This window comes from Blautia sp. AF19-10LB (assembly GCF_003461245.1).
Classification (GTDB): Bacteria; Bacillota; Clostridia; order Lachnospirales; family Lachnospiraceae; genus Blautia_A; species Blautia_A intestinihominis.
Genome location: NZ_QTWS01000031.1, coordinates 37,164 through 44,039, shown reverse-complemented (window position 1 = coordinate 44,039; position 6,876 = coordinate 37,164). Strand labels below are relative to the sequence as shown.

At 48.4% G+C, this 6,876-nt stretch carries 9 protein-coding genes; all 9 read left to right on the top strand.

What is annotated here, in order from left to right; translation table 11 throughout:
• The first annotated feature begins 67 nt into the window (after nucleotides 1-67).
• The 9 genes from DWX28_RS15080 (at nucleotide 68) to DWX28_RS15040 (ending at nucleotide 6,867) form a co-directional block, all read left to right on the top strand.
• Nucleotides 68-940 carry a DUF3991 and TOPRIM domain-containing protein gene (locus tag DWX28_RS15080; protein ID WP_330417681.1) on the top strand — a complete coding sequence of 291 codons (873 nt, stop codon included), beginning with the start codon at nucleotides 68-70 and terminating at the stop codon, nucleotides 938-940.
• A 74-nt stretch (nucleotides 941-1,014) separates the two neighbouring features.
• Nucleotides 1,015-1,308, top strand: coding sequence for a hypothetical protein (locus DWX28_RS15075; RefSeq protein ID WP_118253549.1), 294 nt, complete (start codon nucleotides 1,015-1,017; stop codon nucleotides 1,306-1,308).
• Nucleotides 1,309-1,399: 91 nt separating this feature from the next.
• On the top strand, nucleotides 1,400-1,552 hold the full coding sequence (locus tag DWX28_RS15070; protein ID WP_117628766.1) for a DUF3789 domain-containing protein: 153 nt from the start codon (nucleotides 1,400-1,402) through the stop codon (nucleotides 1,550-1,552).
• Nucleotides 1,512-1,841 carry a plasmid mobilization protein gene (locus tag DWX28_RS15065; protein WP_117628761.1) on the top strand — a complete coding sequence of 110 codons (330 nt, stop codon included), beginning with the start codon at nucleotides 1,512-1,514 and terminating at the stop codon, nucleotides 1,839-1,841. Before DWX28_RS15070 ends, DWX28_RS15065 begins: the two co-directional genes overlap by 41 nt.
• Nucleotides 1,842-1,954: 113 nt before the next feature.
• Complete coding sequence (locus DWX28_RS15060; RefSeq protein WP_330417680.1) at nucleotides 1,955-3,253, top strand: relaxase/mobilization nuclease domain-containing protein; 1,299 nt, start codon at nucleotides 1,955-1,957, stop codon at nucleotides 3,251-3,253.
• A complete protein-coding gene (locus DWX28_RS15055; RefSeq protein ID WP_117628763.1) occupies nucleotides 3,195-4,007 on the top strand; it encodes a PcfB family protein in 813 nt (270 codons plus the stop codon). The genes DWX28_RS15060 and DWX28_RS15055 overlap by 59 nt, the downstream gene beginning before the upstream one ends.
• A 6-nt stretch (nucleotides 4,008-4,013) precedes the next feature.
• Nucleotides 4,014-4,877 (top strand): hypothetical protein, encoded by an 864-nt coding sequence (locus DWX28_RS15050; protein ID WP_117628764.1) that lies wholly within the window; start codon nucleotides 4,014-4,016, stop codon nucleotides 4,875-4,877.
• 15 nt (nucleotides 4,878-4,892) lie between these two features.
• The gene (locus tag DWX28_RS15045) at nucleotides 4,893-5,090 is read left to right on the top strand and encodes a hypothetical protein (RefSeq protein WP_006857246.1); all 198 of its coding nucleotides are present in this window, start codon (nucleotides 4,893-4,895) and stop codon (nucleotides 5,088-5,090) included.
• Complete coding sequence (locus DWX28_RS15040) at nucleotides 5,077-6,867, top strand: VirD4-like conjugal transfer protein, CD1115 family (RefSeq protein WP_118253541.1); 1,791 nt, start codon at nucleotides 5,077-5,079, stop codon at nucleotides 6,865-6,867. The genes DWX28_RS15045 and DWX28_RS15040 overlap by 14 nt, the downstream gene beginning before the upstream one ends.
• Nucleotides 6,868-6,876: the final 9 nt, after the last annotated feature.

Sequence of the window (6,876 nt, the reverse complement as noted above, 5' to 3'; positions counted from 1 at the left end):
ACATATATCAGTTCATTATAAAAAGCTTAGTTTTTTGTCTTGACAACTGAACCACTATATAAAGCGTGTGGCGGGCAATGTCTACTGCACGAAAGAACACGACAGCTTAAAGATTTCCAACGGCAAATGGTATTGGTGGTCGAGAGGTTTCGGCGGCTATTCTGCCCTCGATTATCTCATCAAGGTCAAGGAATATGACTTTGTAGAAGCCGTGGAAATTCTCACGGGACAGACGATGGCGGACTGGAAGCCACCCCCTGCTCCCAAGAAAGATAAACCGAAAGTCCTGCTCCTGCCGTCCAAAAATAAGGATTGTAACAGAGTGATACAGTATCTTTTCGGGCGTGGTATTGACTATCAGCTCATACAGGAGTGTATCTCAGACGGCACGCTTTATGAGAGTGCCGATTATCACAATGCTGTTTTTATCGGCAAAGACGAAGGCGGAACACCGAAATATGCCGCCCTGCGAAGCACTCTCGGCAGCACTTTCAAGCAGGACGCATCGGGCAGCGACAAGCGGTATTCGTTCCGACTTCTGGCAAGAGAGCCTGCGGATACCGTGCATTTATTTGAAGCCGCCATTGATTTGCTGTCCTATGCCACTTATCTGAAATGCGAGGGCAAGGACTACAAATCGGAAAGTCTGCTTTCTCTTTCGGGTGTGTATCAGCCAAAGAAAGAGATGAAGGACAGCAAAATTCCCATAGCCCTCACAACTTTTTTGAGTGCCAATCCACAAATTAAGACCATTGTTCTGCATCTGGATAATGACAAGGTAGGCAGGCTTTGTACCGCTACTTTGAAGGAACTGTTGCAGAAAGACTACAAAATCGTTGATGATCCACCGCCTGTCGGCAAGGACTTCAACGATTTTTTATTGTCCTATCTGGGAATTGCAAGACCAAAGCCTGCTCGTGAAAGGAGTGATGTCCGTTGATTGTGTAGCAGTTTTTGCCCAGAACGACACTGAAACCAAATCAAAATTTAATGCAGAAAGCGAGGAATGAATCATTGAAAAAGTATGATGTAACCCTTACTGCCCATTACCAAAAGACCGTTTCCGTCTGTGCGGAAAGCCCCGAACAGGCAAAGGAAAAGACAAAAATTATCCTGTTCGATACCGACCTTATCAACTTTACTGATGATGATTTTGCCTGCGGCGAAGCCGATATTACCGAGCAGAGCGGGGACGGTCTTGATGGTGCGGGTGAGAACACACCACAGGAAAATGAGGATTGTTCGGACTGTCCGTACTTCTGCCCAGTGTGCGGTGAGTGTATGTATGAGGACGACTGCGAAGAATGAGATGTCTTACCAAGCACTGAATTTGGTTAGCCAAATTCGCTTGTTAGGGGTCAGCCCCTAATACCCCGTGAGAACAGAAAGGAGTTCAAGAATGAGTGAGTTCTTATTTTTCATTATAGGCACAATGCTCGGCGGTCTGTTCGGCGTTGTGTGTATGTGCTGCTTGCAGATAAACAGACTTTCCGAGAGAAAGGAAGTGGACAATGCGAAAAAGAAATGTGCAGATACTTTTCCGTCTGACTGAGGAGGAAGCCGAACACCTTAATGAGCTTGTGCGGAAATCGGGTCGCTCAAAAGAAGCTTTTTTAAGAGAAATGGTAAGGGGCTATCAGCTCTGCGAAAAGCCCGACTCAGAGTTCTATAAAATGATGCGTGAGCTGTCCGCCATTGGAAACCGTATCAATCAGCTTGCGGTTAAGGCAAACGCCCTCGGCTTTGTGGATACCCCGATGCTCCGTGAGGAAGCAAGGAAGTGGCACGAATTTCAGATTGACATTCGCAAAAGGTATCTGCTTCCACGCAGGTCATCGTAATGGCGGTCTGCGAGATATGGGATGTGCGTGGCAGGCTCGACCATCCAATTGACTATGCCGAAAATCCCGAAAAGACCGTCAACCCTAAATACACCGAAGCCGACCTGCAGGCGATGGTCGATGTAATGGAGTACGCTACTAATAAGAATAAGACCGAGCAGCGTTTCTTTGTCACAGGTGTAAATTGTGACCCGAACACTGCCAGAGATGAAATGATGATTGCCAAAGCACAATGGAACGATATGAGCGGGATTGTCTGCTATCACGGCTTTCAGAGCTTCAAGCACGGTGAGGTTACGCCAGAGCAGGCTCACGAAGTCGGCGTTAAACTTGCCGAGCGAATGTGGGGCGACAGATTTCAAGTCATCGTTGCCACTCACCTAAATACCGACTGCCTGCATAATCACTTTGTTGTGAACTCTGTTTCTTTTGCCGATGGTATGCACTATCACGACAACAAAGCAAATCTGCGGCTGCTCCGTCAGCGTTCCGATGAGCTTTGCCGTGAGTATGCCCTGTCCGTCATCGAATACCCAAGCGGCAAGAAAAAGCCCTACGCCCTTTACCAAGCCGAAAAGCAGGGGCGACCCACGAGGGATAATGTTGCCAGACAAGCGGTGGATGAAGCTATCAGCAAATCATTTACGCTGAAAGACTTTGACCGCCAGTTGGCAGAAATGGGCTACCGCATAAACTTTGACCCCAACCGCAAGTATTGGACGATTATCGGCAAGGGCTGGCAAAGACCCAAGCGGCTTTATAAGCTCGGAGAGGAATACACCAATGACAGGATTATGGAGCGTATCAGAGAAAATTCCTATGCGGTCAAATTCCAGAGCTTCTCGGAGCCACAGCCACAGATTAAGGTCTATCGGGTCAAAGGCTCTTTGAAGAACGCTAAGAAAATCGGTGGCTTGCGTGGACTGTATCTCCATTACTGCTACAAGCTCGGTATCCTGCCAAAAGGCAGAAAACAAAATTATGCACGGCTTCATTATCTCTTAAAGGACGACCTTATGAAGATGGAAGCTATCACACAGGAAACAAGGCTGCTTTGCCGCAATCACATTGATACGGCGGAGCAGCTTTGTTCATATAAAGGCTCTCTGGAAACGGAGATGTCTGCCCTGCTTCAGAAGCGAAAGGAGCTTTACTCCAAATCCCGCAGGATAAGCGGCGAAGAAAAGGAAGCGGTCAAGGCAGAGATTTCCGATATTTCGGGGCGGCTGAAAGTTATCCGAAAGGAGGTCAGACTGTGCGAGGGCATTTCCGCCCGTAGTGATACCCTCAAGGAAAAATTGCAGACGATACGGGCAGACGAAAACGAACAGCGAAGAAAGGAGCTGATGAAGAATGAACACAGGCGGCGAAGCGGCAGAACAAATCGTCCGAATGAGCTTGGAGGGCTTTGAGGTCGCTGCCAAAATCACAGGTGCAGGTGCGAAGAACATCGCTATCCTGTTGTATTCCATTCTCAAAGAAGAAAAGAAAACCAAAGGAAAAGCAAGGCTGACAAGTATGCTCCGTTCTGGCAAGGAGCTGAAAGTCTTTACCGTCAAAAGCGGCGACTTAAAGAAGTTCACGCAGGAAGCAAAAAAATACGGTGTGCTTTACTGCGTCCTCACGGACAGAAAAAACAAAGACCCAAATGCAGAGGTCGATGTCATCGCTCGTGCCGAGGACGCATCGAAAATCAGCCGTATTGTGGAACGCTTTAATCTTGCTTCGGTGGATACCGCTTCTATTGTGACGGAAGCCGAGAAATCCAAAGATGCAAAGGACGGTCAGCCAGAGCCAGATATTGGTGTGCAGGAAAAGGCGGAGAAAGATAAGCTGCTTGACGAGCTTATGGGCAAGCCTGTCCAGAAGGAGGAAAACGCACCAAACCCCTCGGTGGCAAAGACAGAAAAATCCCCTCAGTCCGAGCCTACCTCAGAGCAGCCAAAGAAATCCGCAGAGGGGGCTACTATGACTAAGGAGAAACCTTCTGTCAGAGAGGAACTGCGGAAAATCAAGGAGAGCCGCAAGGAGCAGAAAGCAGAGATTAACACTTCCGTCCTGGACAAAAGCGGAGCTTCCGACAGGGCGAAAAGTGTTAACGGGAAAACGGAGCATAAACAGCCCCAGAGAAAGAAAAAGAAACCAAAATCCAAAGAAACGAGGTAAACAGCTATGAGTATTTACGATGTATTCAGCGGCGGCAACAGACCTTTTGATAAAGAGGAATGGGCTGCCGCAAAGCAGGCACAGCGGAAAGAAGCCTATGAGCTGATTGACAATACCTGCTCTGAAATGATGGCAAGCGGCGACAGCTTCCGTCAGTATCTTGATGTGCAGGGTCGCTTTGACCGTTACTCCGTGGCTAACGCTATTCTGGTGTCAGCACAGATGCCCGAAGCAACGCAGCTTAAAGAGTACAGCAAATGGAAAGCGAACCGTGTCTATGTGAACAAGGACGCACAGAAAATCATTATCCTTGAGCCGAGCAAGGAATACACCCGTGAGAACGGAACAAAGGGCGTCTCCTACAATGCCAAAGTGGTTTATGACATTTCTGAAACCTCGGCAAAGGACAGGCGGCAGGAACAGGAGCCGAAATCCATGCGTGAGCTTGTGTCAGCTCTGATTGATGCAAGCCCTGTACCCTGTGTTCCTGTCGATGAGCTTGAACTGCCTGCCTATTATGACGGCTCTCAGCAGACCATTTTTGTCAAGAAGGGGCTTTCCGAGGAAGTGCTGTTCGTGAGTATGGCAAAAGAAGTGTCGGCGGCGGTCTATGATTTTAAGTACAACGAGAGCCGTGATGCTTCCGACTTCAAATCTTTCTGCGTTGCCTATATGGTAAACTCCCGTTACGGCGTGGATACCAGAGGTTTTGACTTTTCCAGACTTCCCAGAGAGTATGCGGAAATGGATACGCAGGCGTTCAAGGGAGAGCTTGGCACGATGCGTGATGTTCTGGGCGAAATCCAGAGCGATATGTATAAGAGTATGGAGAAGAACAAGCCTGCAAAGAACAAAGAGCAGGAACGCTAATCGGAGGTGCAGACTATGAGAGAGGAACGATACCATATCGCACTTGATAAGTACGATAAGAATATCGTCATCAACGCCTTAAACACCCTGCGTACAAGGCAGTTACAGGAGGAACGCCCCACCGAGCCTGTTGACGAGCTGATAAGTAAGGTGGCACACGCTCCGACAAAAAAGGTTAAGGTCGTGCATTGCAGGTGTAATGAGGAACGATGACCAGAAAACGAGCCTAATCCTTACTGTTTGCGGCATACTTCCTGTTGTATGGCTTGCCCTGCTGACAGCACCCTATGTCAGCGGCGGTCTTGTAGAGATTATCCGAGGTATGCCCGTGGCGATGGGCAATCCGCTTGAAATAACGATGTGTGAGGACAGCATAAAGACTGTCCTTATTTTTTGGCTTGCCTACGCTATGGGCATCGGCGTTTATTTCTCTACACGCAGGAACTACCGCAGGCGTGAGGAACACGGCTCTGCGAAATGGGGCAACGCAGGTGCTTTGAATAAGAAGTACCGAGATAAAGACCCGTCAGCTAATAAGCTCTTGACCCAGAATGTCCGTATTGGGTTGGACGGGAAAAAGCACCGCAGGAATCTGAATATTTTAGTCTGCGGCGGCTCTGGTGCGGGTAAAAAAAGGTTTTTCTGCAAGCCAAATGCTATGCAGTGCAACACATCTTTTGTAATACTCGACCCAAAGGGCGAAATCGTCCGTGACATCGGGGGTCTGTTGGAAAATAAAGGCTATGAGGTGCGTGTGCTTGACCTTATCAATATGCACTGCAGCCATTGTTACAATCCCTTTGTCTATCTGCGGAACGATAACGATGTTCAGAGGTTGGTAACAAACTTGTTTAAGGCGACCACGCCGAAAGGCTCACAGTCGCAAGACCCGTTCTGGGATACGGCGGCGAGTATGCTGCTTCTGGCTCTGGTTTTTTATCTGAAATATGAAGCACCGCCAGACGAGCAGAATTTCCCGATGGTTATGGAGCTGCTCCGTGCAGGCGAAGTCCGAGAGGACGATGACAGCTATGTAAGCCCTCTGGATGAGCTGTTTGACCGTCTGGAAATGGTAAACCCAGAGCATATCGCCCTTAAGTATTACAGGGATTACCACTCTGGTAGTGCAAAGACCTTAAAGAGTATCCAGATAACCCTTGCCGCAAGGCTTGAAAAATTCAATCTGGAGAGCCTTGCAGGACTGACCGCCACCGATGAGCTTGACCTGCCAAGTCTGGGAGAAAAGAAGGTCGCTCTGTTCGCTCTGATACCCGACAACGACACGAGCTTTAACTTCCTTGTCAGTATCCTTTATACCCAGCTCTTTCAACAGCTTTTTTATCTGGCAGACCACAAGTACGGCGGAAGCCTGCCTGTGCATTGCCATTTCATAATGGACGAATTTGCGAATGTTTCATTGCCTGATGACTTTGATAAAATCCTGTCTGTTATGCGTTCCAGAGGGGTATCGGTATCCATTATTCTGCAAAATCTGGCACAGCTCAAAGCCCTTTTTGAAAAGCAATGGGAAAGCATTGTCGGCAACTGCGATGAGTTTCTGTATCTGGGCGGCAACGAGCAAAGCACCCATAAATATGTGTCAGAGCTTTTGGGCAAGGAAACCATTGATACCAACACCTACGGGAAAAGCTCTGGGCGGAGTGGTAACTATTCAACAAATTATCAGATTTCGGGGCGTGAGCTGATGACCCCAGACGAAGTGCGTATGCTTGATAACCGTTACGCACTTCTTTTTGTGCGTGGAGAACGCCCCGTTATGGACTTCAAGTATGACATCTTGAAGCACCCGAATGTGAAGCTGACGGCTGACGGAGGGCAACCACCGTATATCCACGGAGAGCCTACGCAGGCTGTCGCAACCCTTGTGTTTGACAGTGATATTCCAGATAACGCCGTGAGCGTGAAAGCTGTCAGCACTTCCTATGAGCTTCTGTCCGATGAGGACTTGGAAGAAATATTCAATTTATAAGGAGGATTT